General features: G+C 70.0%; 17 protein-coding genes. 4 read left to right on the top strand and 13 right to left on the bottom strand.

Annotated features, from left to right (window positions below; genetic code table 11):
- Positions 1-2 precede the first annotated feature (2 nt).
- The 5 genes from bcsB to ACSHSS_RS14240 form a co-directional block, all read right to left on the bottom strand.
- Positions 3-2,324, bottom strand: coding sequence for a cellulose biosynthesis cyclic di-GMP-binding regulatory protein BcsB (gene bcsB / locus ACSHSS_RS14260; protein ID WP_445545143.1), 2,322 nt, complete (start codon positions 2,322-2,324; stop codon positions 3-5).
- A gap of 210 nt (positions 2,325-2,534) precedes the next feature.
- Positions 2,535-2,825 (bottom strand): hypothetical protein, encoded by a 291-nt coding sequence (locus ACSHSS_RS14255; RefSeq protein WP_217104732.1) that lies wholly within the window; start codon positions 2,823-2,825, stop codon positions 2,535-2,537.
- A gap of 111 nt (positions 2,826-2,936) precedes the next feature.
- Positions 2,937-3,248 carry an AtuA-related protein gene (locus ACSHSS_RS14250; protein WP_060044212.1) on the bottom strand — a complete coding sequence of 104 codons (312 nt, stop codon included), beginning with the start codon at positions 3,246-3,248 and terminating at the stop codon, positions 2,937-2,939.
- Positions 3,245-4,606, bottom strand: a complete 1,362-nt coding sequence (locus ACSHSS_RS14245) for an acyclic terpene utilization AtuA family protein (RefSeq protein ID WP_445545142.1) — start codon at positions 4,604-4,606, stop codon at positions 3,245-3,247. Before ACSHSS_RS14245 ends, ACSHSS_RS14250 begins: the two co-directional genes overlap by 4 nt.
- A 42-nt stretch (positions 4,607-4,648) precedes the next feature.
- Positions 4,649-5,947, bottom strand: a complete 1,299-nt coding sequence (locus ACSHSS_RS14240; protein ID WP_445545141.1) for a CitMHS family transporter — start codon at positions 5,945-5,947, stop codon at positions 4,649-4,651.
- Positions 5,948-6,045: 98 nt separating this feature from the next.
- On the opposite strand from ACSHSS_RS14240, the gene ACSHSS_RS14235 reads away from it, so the two are divergent.
- The gene (locus ACSHSS_RS14235; RefSeq protein WP_006416221.1) at positions 6,046-6,939 is read left to right on the top strand and encodes a LysR family transcriptional regulator; all 894 of its coding nucleotides are present in this window, start codon (positions 6,046-6,048) and stop codon (positions 6,937-6,939) included.
- A gap of 64 nt (positions 6,940-7,003) precedes the next feature.
- On the opposite strand, the gene ACSHSS_RS14230 is transcribed toward ACSHSS_RS14235, so the two are convergent.
- The 5 genes from ACSHSS_RS14230 to ACSHSS_RS14210 form a co-directional block, all read right to left on the bottom strand.
- A complete protein-coding gene (locus ACSHSS_RS14230; RefSeq protein WP_012213612.1) occupies positions 7,004-7,597 on the bottom strand; it encodes a flavin reductase family protein in 594 nt (197 codons plus the stop codon).
- Positions 7,598-7,717: 120 nt separating this feature from the next.
- Positions 7,718-8,479, bottom strand: a complete 762-nt coding sequence (locus ACSHSS_RS14225; protein ID WP_445545140.1) for a hypothetical protein — start codon at positions 8,477-8,479, stop codon at positions 7,718-7,720.
- Positions 8,480-8,531: 52 nt separating this feature from the next.
- On the bottom strand, positions 8,532-11,114 hold the full coding sequence (locus tag ACSHSS_RS14220; protein WP_445545139.1) for a TonB-dependent siderophore receptor: 2,583 nt from the start codon (positions 11,112-11,114) through the stop codon (positions 8,532-8,534).
- A 52-nt stretch (positions 11,115-11,166) separates the two neighbouring features.
- Positions 11,167-12,153, bottom strand: coding sequence for a FecR domain-containing protein (locus ACSHSS_RS14215; protein WP_445545138.1), 987 nt, complete (start codon positions 12,151-12,153; stop codon positions 11,167-11,169).
- Between the two features lie 2 nt (positions 12,154-12,155).
- A complete protein-coding gene (locus tag ACSHSS_RS14210) occupies positions 12,156-12,665 on the bottom strand; it encodes a sigma-70 family RNA polymerase sigma factor (protein ID WP_445545137.1) in 510 nt (169 codons plus the stop codon).
- Positions 12,666-12,702: 37 nt separating this feature from the next.
- On the opposite strand from ACSHSS_RS14210, the gene ACSHSS_RS14205 reads away from it, so the two are divergent.
- Positions 12,703-12,834, top strand: coding sequence for a hypothetical protein (locus tag ACSHSS_RS14205; protein ID WP_302055182.1), 132 nt, complete (start codon positions 12,703-12,705; stop codon positions 12,832-12,834).
- A 16-nt stretch (positions 12,835-12,850) separates the two neighbouring features.
- Here the strand turns inward: ACSHSS_RS14205 and ACSHSS_RS14200 are convergent, their stop codons facing one another.
- On the bottom strand, positions 12,851-13,183 hold the full coding sequence (locus ACSHSS_RS14200) for a hypothetical protein (RefSeq protein ID WP_445545136.1): 333 nt from the start codon (positions 13,181-13,183) through the stop codon (positions 12,851-12,853).
- A 109-nt stretch (positions 13,184-13,292) separates the two neighbouring features.
- Here ACSHSS_RS14200 and ACSHSS_RS14195 point away from each other — a divergent pair, with 109 nt between their 5' ends.
- Positions 13,293-14,453, top strand: coding sequence for a porin (locus ACSHSS_RS14195; RefSeq protein ID WP_006414743.1), 1,161 nt, complete (start codon positions 13,293-13,295; stop codon positions 14,451-14,453).
- Positions 14,454-14,725: 272 nt separating this feature from the next.
- Complete coding sequence (locus tag ACSHSS_RS14190; protein WP_088923379.1) at positions 14,726-15,937, top strand: lytic transglycosylase domain-containing protein; 1,212 nt, start codon at positions 14,726-14,728, stop codon at positions 15,935-15,937.
- A gap of 40 nt (positions 15,938-15,977) precedes the next feature.
- On the opposite strand, the gene ACSHSS_RS14185 is transcribed toward ACSHSS_RS14190, so the two are convergent.
- Together ACSHSS_RS14185 and ACSHSS_RS14180 are read right to left on the bottom strand one after the other, a co-directional pair.
- The gene (locus ACSHSS_RS14185) at positions 15,978-16,298 is read right to left on the bottom strand and encodes a hypothetical protein (RefSeq protein WP_053297375.1); all 321 of its coding nucleotides are present in this window, start codon (positions 16,296-16,298) and stop codon (positions 15,978-15,980) included.
- Positions 16,299-16,421: 123 nt separating this feature from the next.
- The gene (locus ACSHSS_RS14180) at positions 16,422-17,150 is read right to left on the bottom strand and encodes a winged helix-turn-helix domain-containing protein (RefSeq protein WP_445545135.1); all 729 of its coding nucleotides are present in this window, start codon (positions 17,148-17,150) and stop codon (positions 16,422-16,424) included.
- Between the last annotated feature and the right edge of the window lie 21 nt (positions 17,151-17,171).

Here is a 17,171-nt window from a genome sequence, read left to right as displayed (position 1 = left end):
CGTTACATCCCCCGTCGACGCGCGGCGATCCGCTGCAGCACGCTGAACGCACCGAGCGCGAGCAGCAGCCCGGCGACCACGCCGACCGCGCCGAGCACGACCGGATGCCGGGCCGCATGCGTCCACACGCGCGCGTACCACGGCACGAAGCCGACGACGTACGGCTCGCCGACGCGCAGGCTGTCGACGGCGCCCGCCCGCACCAGCGCGACGTCGCCCTGCACCTGCGCGACGAGGCCGGGCTTCTCGAACACGTCGAGCAGCTCGCCGAGCCGGCGCGGCTCGGTCGCGGTCAGCGCGACCACGCTGCGGCCGTGGCTGCCCGGCAGCTCGAAACCGGCGAGCGTCGCGAGCGGCCCGCTCTGCTCGATGTGCGCGCCGCCGTCCGGCCGGCCGACGCCGTTGCGCCAGCGCTCGTCGACGGAAAACGCGACGCGCGTCGCGCCCGCGCCGCGCGGACCGCCGATCGCGACCGGCAATGCGGCGCGCCAATGCGCGAGCAACGGCGACGACGATGCGCCGTCGATCACGAGCAGATCCTTGCTGCCGCCGAGCGCGGCGACGTCGGCCGCGCGCGCGACCTGCACGCGCAGCGCCGGGAAGCCGGTCCATTCGCCCATGTGGCCGAGCATCGTCAGATACGCTTCGAGATCCTGCGCGCTCGGGCGGTCCGGCAGCACGACGGCGGTCTGCGACAGGTCCGCGAAACGCGTGAACGGAAAGCCGCTGTTCGCGAAGTACGCGAGGTTCGGCAACTGCGCGTAATGAACGAAATGCGAGAAGTCGATCGTCGAATCGGGATCGATCGCCGCGCGCTGCGGCTCGCTCGCGGTGCTCGAGCACAGGCCCGTCTTCTGCGAGTCGAGCGTGAAGCGCAATTGCAGCTGGTTGCCGCTGCCGACGCGGAACGCCGGGATGTCGACGTCGCTCGTCACGCGCCCGTCCGGCACCGACAGCAGCGGCAGCTGCAGGCGGCCGCGCGCATCTTCGGCGCGCGCAGGCGCGAGCCGGTACGACTTCACGAGCTGGTCGTTGATCTCGACCGCGAGCGTCGAATTGTCCTGCACGGTCGGCGCCGTATAGCGATAGCGCAGCGTGATCGGTACGCCGCTACCGTTCCACGAATGCAGATCGGCGGGCACGCGCAGGTTCAGCCGGATCGCGTCCGGCGCGGTGCCGCGCACTTCGAGCGCACGCGGATCCGACACGAGCTCGCGGAACGCGATCGGCCGGTTGACCGGCAGCCAGCGCGGCGCGTCGTACGGCTTGCGCGGCGCACCCGGATCGACGTGCGCGACCGTCGCCGCCGGTCCCGACAGCGCCGCGCGGCCGAGCACGAGCGTCGCGACCGCATCGTCGACTTCGGCGGCCGTGCGGCCCGTGACAACGAGCAGCTTGCGGCCCGGCGCGGCCGGGTTGTCCGCGACCGCGAGCAGCGGGCCGTTCACCGACGGCAGCGCAAGGCCGGCCGGCAGCGTCGCGGCCGTGCCGATCACGACCGCCTGATCGTCGGACGGCAGCGTCGTCGTGACCGGAAAGCGCGCATGCCGATAGTCGGCCAGCGCGCCGAACCACGAGGCGAGCACGCCCGCGCTGCGCAGCGTCGCCGAATCGGCCGACGCGGGCAGCACGAACGGCAGCCGCACGAGCCCGTTGTCGCGGCGGTCGAAGAACGGCGCGGGCAGCAGCGCGAGATCGTTCGGCAGACGCACCGGCGCCTCGTCGAGAATCAGTTCGCTCGTCGGGCTCACGTCGGCCCACAGCGCGGAATTGGCGGGATCCTCGCAGTGATCGAGCGTGTAATGCGCGATCAGCCGCACGCCGATCTGGTTGAAATCGGAGAAGTAGCGCGGATCGATCGGAATGTCCTGCGTGACCGTGCGGCCGGCCTGCGCGGCATCGAACGGGACGGTCGCGATCACCTCGCCGTTGACCGACACCTTCAGGTGCGACATCGGGAACACGAGCGACGGCGAATACGCATAGGTCAGGCGCAGCCGCGCGCCCGTCACGATACGGTCGAGCCGCACGCCGGCGTTGATCGTGCGCGCGTCGTCGGCGCCGCGCAGCCGCAGCGGGTCGAACGCGCCGAGCGACGCGAACGGCAACCGCACGGTCGTCGCGGGCAGCGCGGCCGACGGCGCGCCGGCCGCTGCGCTTGCAACCGATGACGGCGGCGCAGCCGTCCCGGCCGGTGACGCCGCGCCGGGCGCCGCCGACGCAACGGCCTGCCCGCCAGGCGCCGTCGCGGCGGCCAGCGCAGCTGCATGGAATGTGCCGGCCGCCGCAGCCAGCAGGACGAACCGCGACACGACCGGCGTCATGCGCCGCTCCGTTCGGTCCGGGACGTCCAATCCTCGATCACGCCGGATCCGGCGCGCGCAAAGCGGCTATGCCTGTGCGTGCACATCCCGTCTGCTTCCCCTCATCAATGGCCTTGATTCATTTATCGAAACGGCGCGGCGATTCTTTAGCCGCCGGCTCGTCGTACGGCGCGCGCGTCGCGGCGTCGCGCACCTGTTCGTCACGTTATCTCAAAAGTAGGACAAAACGCTGCCGGATTCCGGACAACGAAGCGAGAAAACGCTCGATTCGGTCAGAAATACCGTATGCGAAGAAAGAATGGCAACGATTGCGCCGCGGTTGCCGATCGGGACGAACATGATGCTGCCGGCGCGGTCGGGCGATGCCCGCCGGGTCGACATGCCGGCGGCGGTCCGTTGCGGACCGTCGTCCGGTGCGCGCTGCCGCGTGGGCGGCGCGTATGCTACCTCAAGCCCGCGTCGTTGCGCGCGGTTTGAGTGCGAAAAAGTGATCTGGATCAAATCGGCGACACGGCGTAAGTTGCGCGGCCGTAATCCGGGGGCCTCATCGTGTCGCCGGGGAGACGGCCGAAGGCTTCGTCGACGGCGAGCCGCTCGCCGCGCATCAGCGCCTCACACCGGATCGGGTACCTCGAGCGCGAGCAGCGCCGAACTGACCGATTTGCCATGCGCATCGAGCGCGAGCGAACGCGTGACGCCCCCGCCCAGCGCATCGCGCAGCACGAAGTTGAACGCCGCGAGCGCCGGCAGCTCGTAGCGCACGACGTCGCCGCGCACGATGCCGGCAAGCCACGCCTTCACCGCGTCCGCGCTCAGATGCGTGCGCAGATGCGCGTAGTGCCGCGGATCGTGGCAGATCACCGACACGTTCAGCGTATTGCCCTTGTCGCCCGTGCGCGCATGCGCGAGCTCCCGCAGTTTCATGATGCCTCCACGAACGAAAACGACGGCGTCACCGCGTCGCGCGGCAGCAGCACCGACTGCACGGCGACCACCTCGCGCGTCGACTTGAACGCGCCGCCGCCGCCTGCCGGCCCGTTCGTGTACAGCGTTTCGACCTCGTTGCCGATCCGCGCCGCCTGTTCCGCCGTGTCGGCGCGGCCCGCGACGCGCACGCGCACTTCGGCCGGCTCGCCGCCCGCACCCGTTCGTACGTCGCCGTACAGCGAATCGACGCCGATCAGATCGAAGCGCAGCTCGCTCGCCGCGACGCCGGTCAGCGCGAGCCGTTCGCGGACGATCTCGAGCGCCAGCCGCGCGCGCTCGAGCGCGCCCGGGCCGCCGTACGAGATCTGCCCTTCGCCGATGAAGCCGTCGACGTACGCGACCGACGCCTTCAGCGTGTCGGGTCGCGCGGCGCCGCGCCCGCCCGTCACGCGCACACGATCGCGCGCCGCTTCGACGATGCTCACCTGCGTGAAGTCCGCGACGACGTCCGGCTGCAGATAGCGCCCCGGATCGTGGATCTCGTACAGCAGCTGCTCCTTGCAGGTCGCCGCGCTCACGCGACCGCCCGCATGCGCGACCTTCGTGATCGTGACCGCGCCGTCGGCATCGACCTCGCCGATCGGAAACCCGAGCCGCGCGAGATTCGGCACGTCCTTGTAGCCGGGATCGACGAAGTAGCCGCCCGTGATCTGCCCCGCGCATTCGAGCAGATGGCCGACGACCGTGGCCTGACCGAGCGTGTCCCAGTCGTCCATGCGCCAGCCGAACGCGTGGATCAGCGGCGCCGCGAACAGCGACGGATCGGCGACGCGCCCCGTCAGCACGACGTCCGCACCCGCGTCGAGCGCCGCGACGATCGGCGCCGCGCCGAGATACGCGTTGGCGGCGACGATCCGCTCGCGATACGCGGCGACCTCGTCGCCCGATTCCTCGAAGCGGAACGCGCCGCGCAGCACGACGTCGAGCACGTCGTCGCCTTCGACCGCGGCGACCTTCAGTTGCGCGAAGCCGAGCGAGCGCGCGATCTGCGCGGTGCGGCGCGCGGCCGCGCGCGGGCTCGCGGCGCCCATGTTCGACACGATCCGCACGCCTCTCGGCACCGCGGCCGGCAGCACCGCGCGCATCCGCGCGTCGAGCAGCGGATCGTAGCCGTGCGCCGGATCGCGGCGCTTCGCCTGCTGCGCGATCGCGATCGTGCGCTCGGCCAGGCATTCGAAGACGAGATAGTCGAGTTGCCCGTGCTCGGCCAGTTCGACCGCGGGCTCGATGCGGTCGCCGGAATAGCCGGCGCCCGCGCCGATGCGCACGCGCCGTTTGTGTGGGATTGCTGTCATCTCTGCACCGTCGTGCGGCAGGTTGGCGATCCGGAGATCGAATCAAAATACGCCGAGCACGACGCATGCGATCGTCATCACGATCGATGCGCCGAACAGCAGCGGAAACGTGAACTTCTGATGCTCGGCCAGTTCGATGCCGCACAGGCCGACGACGAGAAACGTCGCGGGCGTGAGCGGACTGACCGGGAAACCGGTCGTCATCTGGCCGAGCAGCGCGGCCTGCCCGACCCTCACGGCCGGCACGCCGAGCTGGCCGGCGACCTCGGCGATCACCGGCAGCACGCCGAAATAGAACGAGTCGGGATCGAACAGCATGCTGAGCGGCATCGATACGATGCCGAGCACGACCGGAATGTGCGCGGCCATCGAGGCCGGCACGAAGCCGACCGCAGCCTGCGCCATCGCCTTCAGCATCCCGCTGCCCTGCATGATCCCGGTGAACACGCCGGCCGCGAGCAGGATCGCGGCCATCATCAGCGCCGCGCGCGCATGCGCGTCGATCCGCTTGCGCTGCATCGCGACGTCGGGATAGTTGACGGTCAGCGCGATGCAGAGCCCGACCATGAACACGATCGCGGGCGGCACCTTCTCGCCCATCGCGACCATCGTGCCGAGCACGACGAGCGTCAGCACGATGTTGAACCAGAACAGGTGCGGCCGGCGCAGCGCGCGTTCGTCGGCCGTCAGCTCGCGCGTCGGCAGCGCGATCGCCGGGTCGTGCCGCGTCAGGCCGAGCCGCTTCTCCTCGCGCCGTCCGAGCCAGTAGGCGACGCCGAACACGAACACGAGGCCGACCGCCTGTACCGGAATCAGCGGATTGAACAGCGTCGACACGGGCAGATGCAGCGACGCCGATGCGCGGATCATCGGCCCCGTCCACGGCAGGAAATTGATGCCGGCCGCCATCGACACGGCGGCCGCCAGCACGCGGCGGTCGATGCCGAGCCGGTCGTACAACGGCAGCACGGCCGGGATCGTCACGAGAAAGCACACGGCGCCCGAGCCGTCGAGATGGATCAGCAGCGCGAGCAGCGTCGTGCCCGTCACGATCCGCGTCGGCCGCGTGCCGACCGCCCGCAGGATGCGGTCGATGATCGGATCGAGCGTGCCCGCATCGGTGATCGTCCCGAAATAGAGAATCGCGAACACGAACATGCCGACCACGGGCGCGAGGCCCTTCAGCCCGTCGAGCACGAACTTGCTGGTCTGCAGCCCGAACCCGCCGAGCAGCGACGCGACGATCGGCACGACGATCAGCGCGACGAGCGGCGACATGCGGCGGGACAGAATCGCGGCGAGCAGCACGACGATCGTGCCGAGCCCGAGTAACGGCAGCATCGGTTGTCTCCTGTCTTGTCTTTTGTTGGAGACGAGCGTAAGGTCCGCGCAGCGATAGCACAATTGAAATGATTTGATCGCAGCAATCACGACCCGTTATGGATCTGAATCTTCGCGACATTCGCGCGTTCGTCACCGTCGCGCAGGCCGGCAACTTCACGCGCGCGGCCGCGCGGCTGCATCTGTCGCAGCCGGCGCTGACCGTGCAGATCCGGCGGCTCGAGGAAATCGTCGGCGCGCGGCTGTTCGACCGCAACAGCCGCAGCGTCGCGCTGACGCAGACGGGCCGCGAGCTGCTGCCGCTGCTGCAGCGCTCGCTCGACGACATGGAGCGCGTGCTGCGCGATGCGCGCGCGCTCGGCGAAGGCGCGAGCGGCACGGTGCGGCTCGCATGCCTGCCGACTTTCGCGTCGAGCGTGCTGCCCGAATTGATCCAGACGTTTCGCCGCGACGTGCCGCGCGCGGCGTTCGAGATTCGCGACGGCGTCGCGAGCCTCGTGACCGCGCTCGTGCGCAACGAGGAAGCCGATCTCGGCTTCACCGGCGGCGACGCGTTCGATGCGTCGCTCGACGTGCTGTACTCGGGCCACGATCGCCTCGTCGCGATCTGTCCGCGCGATCATCCGCTCGCCCGCAAGCGGCGCGTGACGACCGCCGATCTCGCGCGCGTGCCGCTCGTGCTGACCGCGCGCGGCACGAGCGTGCGCAGCGTCGTCGATGCCGCGCTCGACGCGGCCGGCTGTGTGCCCGAGCTCGCGTGCGAGCCGACCTACATGATGACGGCCGTCGCGATGGTGCGCGGCGGGCTCGGCGTGACGATCCTGCCCGCGACCGCGCGCGAGGTGCGCGCGGAACCGGATCTCGTCGCCAAGCCGATCGACGATCCGGCGTTCGTGCGGCCCGTTGCGCTCGTATGCAAGCGCGGACGCACGCTGCCGCGCGTCGCGCAGGCGTTCGTCGACACGATGCTCGCGCATTGGCGGCGCACCTGAGCCGCGCGTGGCGGGCGATGCGCGCGGCCGGCGCGCCAGCCGGCCTCGCGCGCGCCGCGGGCGATTACGCTGCGTCGGCCTCGCCCGTATCGGCGTTCAGCGCTTCGCCGATCGCATAGAACTTCCCGCCCGCGATGTAGTGCAGGCTGCGCAGTGCGGGATCGGCCGTCTCGAAATACCAGCGGCCGTCGCGAAACACGCGCGTGTCCGACCATGCGCCGACCACCTCGCCGACGAACAGGTCGTACGCCTGCTGGTTGTGCGGCTCCGGAATCAGACGACATGCGAGCCAGCCCGAGCAGCCGGCGACGAACGGCAGATCGTGGCCGTCGACGTCGAACAGCGTGACGCCCGCCTCGCGCAGCTTGTCGGGATGCTCGGCGAGACTGCGGCTGCCGACCGCGTGCGTGAGCTGCAACTGCGCGGCGGTCGGAATCTGGATCGCGAAGCGGCCGCTCGCCTCGACGAGCGCGCGCGTCTTCGTCGCCTTGTCGAGCACGACCGTCAGCTTCGGCGGCTGGAAATCGAGCGCGCACGCCCATGCGGCGGCCATCACATTGTCGACGCCGTCGTGCCGCGCCGAGACGAGCACGGTCGGGCCGTGGTTGAGCAGCCGGTAGGCGTGATTCGGCGCAACCGGGGCGATGTGACTGTCCATACGGGTTCCTTCGAAAACGAGGCGGCAAAGCTGCGCATTCTCGCATCCGGATGCGGGCGGCGCGAGCCAGGCCGGACCGCGGCCGCGCGAGCGGCGGCGGCCCGCCGCCGTAGCCGCGCGTCAGCGCCGCCCGGCCGCCCAGTCGAGCGCCGCATCGAACAGCGCGACACCGACCGGCGAGAGGTTCGCAAACGTGTCGTTGTCGAGAAACAGCATGACGCGGCGCGCGGGCGCGAGCGCTTCGTAGTCCATCGTCGCGCCCTTCTCGTACGCGAAAATCGCGGCCTTGTCGGGCTGCCCGTAGACGGTCGCGATCGTGATCGCGCCGAGCCCCGGCTTGCCCCAGCTCATCGGCGCCTGCCGGCCGTAGACGTTCGTCACGCCGGCCGGCAGCCCCGCCGCGATCGGATGCGGCGCGTTGACGAGCCACAGGTAGCGCTCGTTGCCGGTTTCGCCGAAGTCCGTATCGTGCCGCTTGCCCGTCATCGCGAGATCGTCGAGCACGTCGTTCTCCCAGGTGACGAGCGGCTTGTCGAACGTGCGCCAGCCCGGCTGCACGTGCTTCGACGAGACCGTCGACGAGATCACGACGAGGTCGGCATCGCGCGCGGCGTCGGGCGTGGCCGACTCGTCGAGCATGCGCACCGCGTAGCCGCGCGTTTCCAGATGGCGCGCGATGCGCTCGTCGGTCTTCAGGTTCGGGCCGCGCAGCTGCACGAGCAGCGCAACGCGCGCGACGGCCGGCGGCGCGTCGGCCGCCTGCGCGACGTTCATCGCGGCGGCCTGTAGCGCAAGCAGCGCACCCGCGAGCGCGCGCAGCGCGCGGCGCCGCGCACGATCGACGAGGCGGCGCGGTGTGCGCAGGTTCGTATTCGGTTTCATCGGGATCGACTCCGGCGTGGCGCGCGTGACGATACGCGCGCCGGTTGCATGATCAGAACTGCAGCGTGGTCAGCAGCGACACCTGCCGCGCGTCGCCGATCGCGACGAAGTAGCGGTTCGCGCTCGACGGGTAGTACGTGCGGTTGAACAGGTTCTTCACGTTCAGCTGGAACGACAGCTTCTGCTTGCCGAGCCGCGTGTCGTAGGTCGCGAACGCGTCGGCGAGCACGTACGACGGCAGCGTGAAGCTGTTCGCCGAATCGCCGGGCCGTGCGCCGACATAGCGTGCGGCCGCGCCGATGCGCAGATCGTCGCCGCCCGCGAGCGTGCCCACGTCGTACACGGCCGCGAGCGACGCGGTGTGACGCGCGACGTTCCACAGCCGGTTGCCGGCGTACAGCGGATCCTCGATCGTCTTCGCGTCGATGTACGCGTAGCTCGCGATCACGTTCACGCGTTCGCCGATGCGGCCCGACACGTCGAGCTCGACGCCGCGCGAGCGCGCCTTGCCCGACGTGCGCCAGTCGGTCAGCTTCGTCGCGTCGTTGAACTGCGAGACGAGCACGTTCTTCTTGTCGATGTCGAACAGCGCGAGCGTGCCGCTCAGTCCGCCCGGCAGATCGAGCTTGCCGCCGACTTCCCACGCGGTCGCGCGCTCGGGCGGCGTCGCGCCGTCGATCACGTAGCCGGACGCCAGCGGCGCGATCGACGACGACGGTTTCAGCGACTGCGAATAGCTCGCGTAGAGCGAGAACGTGTCGGTCCACTTGTAGACGATGCCCGCACGCGGCAGCCAGCGCGACCCGCTCAGATCGGTGTTCGCATGAAACGGCCGGCCGCGGCCCGCGATCTGGTTGTACGTGATGTAGCGCACGCCGCCCGAGACGATCCACTTGTCGGTCAGATGGATCGCGTCCTGCATGAACGCCGATGCCGCATGCAGTGTGTCGGTCTGGTCGCTGTCGCTCGCCGACACCGTGCTCGACGGCGGCAGCAGCCCGTACACGGGATCGACGTAGCTGAACGGCGTCTTCACCGCCTGCCGCAGCATGTCCTTGCGATAGATGCGGCGGTATTCGGTGTCGAAGCCGACCTGCACGTCGTGCCGCATCCCCGCGAGCGTCAGCTTGCCGTTCACGTAGCCGATCCCGTAGCTGTCGGTGCTCAGCGAGCCGTGCGTCGCATCGTTGCTGCGCGACAGCGTGCCTTTCACCGGATCGACGCCGGTCGTGCGCAGCTGGTTCGCGTCATAGGTCTCGCGGTTGTAGCTGTAGCCGAGATGCGCGCTCCAGTCCGCGTTGAATTGATGATCGACGCTCAACTGGGCGAGATGCGATTCGCCGTCCATGTTGTTGAACGGTTCGTCGATGCGCCGCCGCGCGGGAATGTCGAGCGGCGCGTTGGTACGCGGATCGAGCGCCGTGCCGCGATCGAACGGCGAGTGGAACTTGCGGTACTCGTACGACACCACGACCTGCGTGTCGCGGCCGTACCACGCGAGCGACGGCGCGACGAAGGTCTGCCGGTATTCGCCGAAATTGCGCCAGTACTGCTCGTTCGACTGGTCGACGATCAGCCGGTACGCAAGCCGCGAATCGCCGATCGGCCCGGTCGAATCGAACGTCGCGCTGCCGCCGTTCTTGCCGTGGCCGAAGGTCGACGCGCCCAGCGAAACCGCGTTGTAGCGCGCGAGCTGCGGCTGCTTGCTGACGACGTTGACGACGCCGCCCGGGTCCATCAGCCCGTACAGCAGCGAGGTCGGCCCCTTCAGCACCTCGACGCTGTCGACGGCGGCGTTGAACGAGCGCCCCTGCACGATCGGCATGCCGTTGTGCATGACCGAGCCGTCGCGGTTGTCGCCGAAGCCGCGCTTCATGATCGTGTCCTGCGTGCCCGCGAGCGTGTTGCCCTGCGTGATGCCGCTGACGTTGCCGAGCGCGTCGTCGAGGTTGCGCGGACGCTGGTCGCGCAGCACCTGCGCCGGCACGACGCTGACGGCCTGCGCGGTATCGAGCACCGGGATATCGGAGCGCAGCACGCCCGCCTCCTTCGGCGGCCGGTAGCTTTGCGCGCGCAGCGCACTGCTGCGCACCGCGATCGTCGGCAGTTCGGCCGCCGTATCGGCCGACGGCGCCGGCACGGCGGCACCGCTCATGCCGTTCGCGCCGTTCGCCCGCATCAACGTATAGCCGCCGCCCGGCTGACGCAGCGCGACGAGGCCGGTGCCCGCGAGCACGCGCGCGAGCGCATCGTCGACGTCGAAGCGGCCGTGCACGCCGCCGCTCGTCAGGCCGGCGGTCAGCTCGGGCGGGAACGCGATCAGCAGGCCGGCGTCGCGGCCGAACCGGTTCAGCGTCGCTTCGAGCGGCCCGGCCGGCACGTCGAATGCGCGGCGCGACGTGCGCGGCGCGGCGGCGGCCGCGTCGGTGTCGGCATCGGCGAGCGCGGGCAACGGCAGCAGCGCGGACAGCAGGACGGCGCCGGCAAGCCGGTGCGCGACGCGGTTCGGCGCGGCGGGCGCGATCGTGCGCCGCGTGTGCCGGGCGGACGCCGGACGGCGCCGCGGCATGAGACGGATGGAAACCATGATCGAGAAGTCGGTAAACGATGGGCCGGTGCGGCTTTCATTTCCCATGTCACGCGACGACCGTGAAATGGCTCACGCCGGCCGAAAATTTTTTGCGCGGTCACGAACGGGCCGGCACGACGGTCGCCCAGTAGCGCGTCACGTAGCGGACGTCGATCGGCAGCGTCGCCTTCAGCGTGTCGAGCACGCGCGCCGGATCGTCGAGCGGAAAGGTGCCCGACACGCGCAGGTCCGCGACGGCCGCATCGCAGCGCAGCGTGCCGCGCCGGTAGCGGTCGAGCTCCGCGACGAGTTCGGCGAGCCGCATCCGCGAAGCGACCAGCATCCCGTCGGTCCACGCGGCGGCATACGGCGCGAGCGGCGCCGGCGCGTCGACCGCGTCGCGCGTGAAGCGCGTGCCGCTGCCGGCCGCAATCGTGCGCGCGTCGGCCGCCGCGTGCGCCGGCTGCACGCGCACCGCGCCTGCGAACACGTCGACGCGCGTCGCGCCGTCGCGTGCGCGCACCGTGAAGCGTGTGCCGAGCGGTTGCACGTCGCCATCGGCCGTCGCGACGACGAGCGCACGCGCGGGCATGCGGTCGTCGTGGCCGCTCGTCACCATGATCGCGCCGCGCAGCAGCTGCAGCCGGCGCGCGCTCGCATCGAAGCGCACGTCGAGCGCGGTGTCGGTGTCGAGCACGACGACCGTGCGATCGGCGAGCGTCACCGTGCGACGTTCGCCCACCGCCGTGCGCAGATCGGCGGTGACGATCGCCCAGCGTCGCGCGGGATCGCCGAACGCGGCGAGTCCGCCCGCGAACAGCAGCACCGCGAGCGCCTTCACGGCCGCACGGCGACGACGCGAACGCGGCGGCGACAGCGCGGCGCGCGCCGCCTGCGCGTCGACGCCGGCCGCGAGCCGGCCCAGACGCTGCTGCATCGCTTCGAGATGACGCCACGCGGCGTCGTGTGCCGGGTCTTCGGCGCGCCAGCGTGCGAGCGCGGCCGCGCTCGCGCGCGTGTCGCCGCCCGCATGCAGGTCGACCCACCACTCGACGGCGCGACGCGCGACCTCCGGCGCGATCGCCGGGCTGCGGGACGCGGCCATCGTCATGCCGCCATCGCGAAGAAGCACTGCGCGCCGGCCTTGACCAGATAGCGCTTGACCGTCGCGAGCGACACGCCGAGCTCGCGCGCGATCTCCGCCTGCGTGAGCCCGTCGAGCTGGGCGAGCAGGAACGCGCGCTTTGCGGCAGCCGGCAGACCGTCGAGGAGACGGTCGATCTCGAGCAGCGTGTCGAGCACGACCGCCCGCTCTTCCGGCGACGGCGCATACACGTTCGCCCGCTGCGCGAGCGCGTCGAGATACGCGCGTTCGAGCTGCTCGCGCCGCCAGTGGTTGTACAGCACGCGTTGCGCGACCGTCGTCAGGAACGCGCGCGGCGCCTCGGCGCCGATCGGCTCGTCGCGCGCGAGCAGACGCATGAACGTGTCGTGCGCGAGATCGGCCGCGCGGTGCGCGCAGCCGAGCTTGCGGCTCAGCCAGCCGCGCAGCCATGCATGATGGCCGGCATACAGCGCGTCGATTTCTCGATGGAGGGACAGCTTGTCAGCAGACATGGCCGGATTCCGGAGGCGGTCGGGAGCGTTTCTGTAAATGAGAATGATTATTATATACAAAACCGACTACCCGACCGTCGCGGGCGGCGCCATGCGTGCGCTGCCGGTGCTGCGCTGGGAGACGCTTATCGAGATAGCGAGCGGAATCAACGTCCCACGTGGGGTGTGACGACCGGCACCGTCGATTACGCATCGCTTTCGGAGAGCGACATGCGCGATGACGACATGCATCCGCAATCGACGCGCGCGCGATGCACGATCGCATCGTCGCGAGAGCCGCACGCCACAATGGTTGCGCGCGCAAATAACATAATCGCGCCCGTTAAAGCGATTCGATTCATTAAAGAATCAATTGACGAATCCACGACAATCGGCCACCCGCTCGGCGCGTAATGAAAATCGCCAAAAATCGTCACGCGCCGCGTAAATTTCGAATATTGATACAGCGGATTCAGCGGCGATTGATACGCGATCGTCAATAATTCAGATCTCTCAATAGACCCTTCCGCAGCACGCATCTGTCTGCTTCAGGCCACAAAAGAGAATTTCATTTTTGTCGTTTGCGCGTGCATCGGTAGTCTCCTGCCATTCCGATTCACGCATACCAATCCACTCGCAGGAGATGAAATGAAACGCACGGCCCTCTCGCTGATTTCGCTTGCGTCGCTCGCGGCCGCGCCGCTTGCGCACGCGCAAACGAGCGTCACGCTGTACGGCGTGATCGATACGTCGATCACCTACGTGAACCACGCGCAAGGCAAGGACAGCGCGTGGCTGCTCGGCAACAGCAGCGCCGGCAACCTCGCGGGCAGCCGCTGGGGGATCAAGGGCGCCGAGGATCTCGGCGGCGGGCTGAAGGCGCTGTTCCAGCTGGAAAACGGCTTCGATCCGAGCAGCGGCCGCCTCGGCCAGGGCAACCGCATGTTCGGCCGCCAGGCGTTCGTCGGGCTGTCCAGCGATCGCTACGGCACGATCACGCTCGGCCGTCAGTACGATCCGCTGATCGATCTCGTCCAGGGCATCACCGCCGACAACTATTTCGGCAGCGTGTTCGCGACGCCCGGCGACGTCGACAACTACGACAACAGCTTCCGCGTCGACAACGCGGTCAAGTACACGTCGCCCGTGCTCGGCGGCCTGCAGTTCTCCGCGATGTACTCGTTCGGCGGCATCGCCGGCAGCACGGGTTCCGCGCAGTCGTATTCGGCGGCCGTGTCGTACAGCAACGGGCCGTTCAGCGTCGCCGGCGGTTACTTTCACGCGAACAACAGCCCCGCGTCGAACGGGCTGCGCGACGGCTGGACGAGTTCGTCGGACGGCACGTTCGACGGCCCGATCAACAGCGGCTACGCGAGCGCGCATTCGATCGGCATCGCGCGCGTCGCCGGTCAGTACGTCGCGGGGCCGTTCACGTTCGGCCTCGGCTACAGCAACGCGCAATACCGCCGCGACGGCAGCTCGGTGTTCGGCTCGAACGAGCACTACAACACCGGGCAGGGCTTCGTGAACTACCAGGCGACGAACGCGCTGCTGGTCGGCGTCGGCTACAGCTACACGCGCTCGGGCGGCGACACGTCGGCGACCTATCACCAGGTGTCGGCCGGCGCCGACTACACGCTCTCGAAGCGCACCGACGTGTATCTGACCGCCGCGTACCAGCACGCGAGCGGCCAGACCGGCGACGGCAGCGGCGGCACGATGGCGGCGCAGGCCTCCATCGGCTCGTACGGCTATGCGGGCACCAGCTCGCAGACGATCGTCAACCTCGGTCTGCGTCACCGCTTCTGAGCGGCGCGGCGCCGCGCCCGCTGCCCCTGTGCGGCGGTGCGCGGCACCGGTCCGGCGATCGATCGACACGGCGGCTTCGGCCGCCGTCGTCGTTTGCGGCGCGCGCACCGCGGGCGGGCCCGGCGCGGGCCGGCACGGCGCGCCGGCCGGAAACGACCACGCGCGAAATGCAAAGGAAGGTTCGACGCGAGCCATGGGTGCGTGCGCTATGGCACACTTCGCGTCTGCGTGATTTCCTTGCATCGGGCGGTCGCTTGCCGCCCCAACCTGCCATGCCGTGTCAGACCGTCCGTTCGATCAGCCGCGCCACGCTGAAATTCGCCGCGACCGCCGCGATGTCGCTCGCGCTGCACGGGCTCGCGCATGCGGACTGCCTCGACGACGCGGCTGCGTTCCAGCACGTGAGCGTCAGCCTGCTGCGCGGCATCGCGCAGGTCGAATCGGGGATGAATCCGAACGCGGTCAACACCAACGCGAACGGCACGATCGACATCGGGCTGATGCAGATCAACAGCTCGTGGCTGCCGACGCTCGCGCGCGAAGGCATCACGCAGCAGAGCCTGTTCGATCCGTGCACGAACGCCTATGTCGGCGCATGGATCCTCTCGCAGAACATCCGCCAGCTCGGCCCCAACTGGAACGCGATCGGCGCGTACAACGCCGCGTCGCCCGACAAGCGCCTCGCGTATGCGCGCAAGGTCTTTGATGCGATCCGCACGATGCCGGATTCTCCGGATACTCCGATGCCCATCCTTCCGCCTTCGTTCACGCCGCCGCAACAGCCGTACAACCCGTTCGCGAGCCTGACCGCACCCGCCCCGGCCGCCGCACGGCCGCGCGCCGCCGCCGCCGCGCCCGCCGCGCCGCCGCCGGCGGGCGGCCCCGCCGGACCGGCCGGCACGTATAACTTCGGCTGGACCGTCACGGGCGCCGACCAGGCGAAACCGACGCAGGTGTTCGACGACGGCGCGCGGATCTACGTACAGTTCAGCGACATGAAGCACGTGCCGGCGATCTTCACCGAAACGTCGTCGGGTCGCGTGCTGATGTCGTGGGAGCTGCAGTTTCCATATGCCGTTCTCACGCGTCCCGCGCAAACGTTGATCTTTCAGCTCGGGCCGTTCGAGGCGCGCGCGCAGCGCGGCGCGACGGGCGCGACTGCCGCCGCCGCCGCGCAGGCGGGCACCGGCGGCACGCCGCGGCCGGCCGCCGCGACGGTCGCCACCGGCCAGGCGCCCGCCCCGGCTTCGAAGCCGGCGGCCGGCGCGACGCCCGCGAAGCGGGCCGCGTCGACCGACGCGCTGTGGTATCTGAATACCGGCTCCCCGTCCGCGCCGGCCGCCAATACCGCAGCGGCCGCAGTGACGACGCCGAGCGCCGTGACCTCGAGCGCGGCGCCGGCGGCCGCGACACCGCAGCAGCCGGCTGCGCCGAGCCCGCGCTCGCGCGCGAGCGCCGACGCGCTCTGGTACATCTCGCAATGATGTGCGCCGCCGGCCGCGTCGCGACGCGGCGATGCGCGCGTCAGCCGCGCCGTACCCCGACGACCTTGCCGTCGCGAATCGCGAGGTCGCGCCGCTCGGGCCGATAATCCATCGTCCCCGGCAAGGACTTGCCGTCGCGTTCGATCACGCGCCACAGGCAGCCCTCGAGCAGCGCGGCCGCGTCGGCTTCGGTCTTGCCGATCAGCGCATCGTCGGGCGCCGCGTCGGCCTTGCAGGCGTGCCCCGCAGCGGGCGGCGAGGCCGGCATCTGTGTCTGCATCGTGTCGGCTCCATTCGCTGCGCATCCCGTGATGGTTGCGCACGCAACTGAAAATGCGATCGTCGTCATCGTTCGCTTCATCGATTTCTCCTTGTCCGATTGGGCTTGCGTGCCGCACGCCGCTTGCCGCGCGCCGCTTGCCGCACGCCGCTTGCCGCTTGCCGCACGCCAAGCCGTCCGCATGTTACCGCACCGGCAATGCGGTCAGCGCACGTCGTCGTCCGTCAGCGTGCCGAGCGGCACGAACATGTAGCCCTTGCCGCGCACGGTGCGGATATAGCGATAGCCGCCGACCGCGTTCTCGATCAGCCCGCGCAGGCGGAACACCAGCACGTCGAGCCCGCGCTCGGACTTCGCCGCCGCGCGCGGGCCGAGCCGCGCGAGGATCTCGCCGCGCGACAGCACGCACATCGGCCGCGACACGAACACGTCGAGCAGCGCGAATTCGCTGTCGCGCAGGCCAAGATCGCGGCCCGCGCGCGTCGCACGCCGGTTCTCGAAATCGACGGCGATGCCGCCGAACGTATAGGGCGGCCGCGTGTCGGGCCGCGGCACCGGCGGCCGTCGTGCGCGATAGCGGCGAAGCGCGCTGCGCACGCGCGCGACCAGTTCCATCGGCTCGAACGGATCGACCAGATAGTCGTCCGCGCCGATCTCGAGCGCGACGACCTTGTCGACGACATCGCGCGACCGGCTCAGCACGAGCACCGGCATGTCGTGGCCGGCGGCACGCAATGCGCCGAGCACCGCATGCGCATCGACGGCCGCGTGCGCGACGCGCAGCACGATCATCGCGGGTGGCGCTTCCGTCACGCGGGCCGCCAGCAACGACACGTCGGCGAGCGTCGACGCGTCGATCTGACAGCCGCGCAGCAGCGCGCCGAGCGCCTCGCCGGTGTGGCCGTCCGGATCGACGATCAGTACCGCACCCATCGCGCCCCTGCGCAGACGAAC

It is taken from the genome of Burkholderia sp. BC1, from assembly GCF_052683555.1.
This window is presented reverse-complemented; position numbering and strand designations above follow the sequence as displayed.